The 867-nt window shown below is 73.0% G+C and carries 1 protein-coding gene; it reads left to right on the top strand.

What is annotated here, in order from left to right; translation table 11 throughout:
• Nucleotides 1-867 (top strand): ISL3 family transposase (locus ACXR2U_RS24075; RefSeq protein ID WP_458827625.1); only part of this gene is annotated, 867 nt, incomplete at both ends.

Here is an 867-nt window from a genome sequence, read left to right as displayed (position 1 = left end):
GGCGCAGCACCTCGTCATCGATGTGCATCCGGCCCGCAAGGCGCAGCGACGGTGCGGCAAGTGCGGTGTGCGGTGCCCCGGTTATGACCGCGGAGCCGGCGTGCGGCGGTGGCGGTCGCTGGATTTCGGGACGACCCAGGTGTGGTTGCAGGCCGACGCGCCGCGGGTGCGCTGCGCGCAGCACGGCCCGGTGGTGGCGCAGGTGCCGTGGGCGCGTCACGGCGCCGGTCACACCCGCCCGTTCGACGACACGGTGGCGTGGCTGGCGACTGCGACGTCGAAGTCGGCGACCACGGCGTTGATGCGGGTGGCGTGGCGGACCGTGGGAGCGATCGTGGCCCGGGTGTGGGCCGACGTCGAGACCTCGACGGACCGCCTGGGCGGGTTGAGGCGCATCGGGATCGACGAGGTGTCGTTTCGCCGCGGCCACGACTACCTGACCGTGGTTGTCGACCACGACACCGGCCGGCTGGTGTGGGCTGCGCCCGGGCGTGACAGCGCCACCGTCGAGGCGTTCTTCGACGCGCTCGGGCCGCAGCGCTGCACCCAGATCACCCACGTGTCGGCTGATGCCGCGAACTGGATCGCCGCCGCGGTCACCGCCCGCTGCCCGACCGCGGTGCGGTGCACCGACCCGTTCCACGTCGTCGCCTGGGCCACCGACGCACTCGACACGGTCCGCCGCAGGATCTGGCGCGAAGTCCACGCCGCCGCCCGCCGCACCGAACCCAAAGGCCGCCATGGCGTGCACCCCGTCCCGCCCCGGCCGTTGACCGAACGGGCCGCGGCGATGAAGAACGCCCGCTGGGCGTTGTGGAAGAACCCCGAACATCTCACCGCCCGCCAGCAGCAGAAGCTGGCCTGGAT

The organism is Jatrophihabitans sp. YIM 134969, from assembly GCF_054456675.1.
The sequence above is the reverse complement of the archived record's forward strand: the minus strand, read 5'-3'. Positions and strand labels throughout refer to the sequence as shown.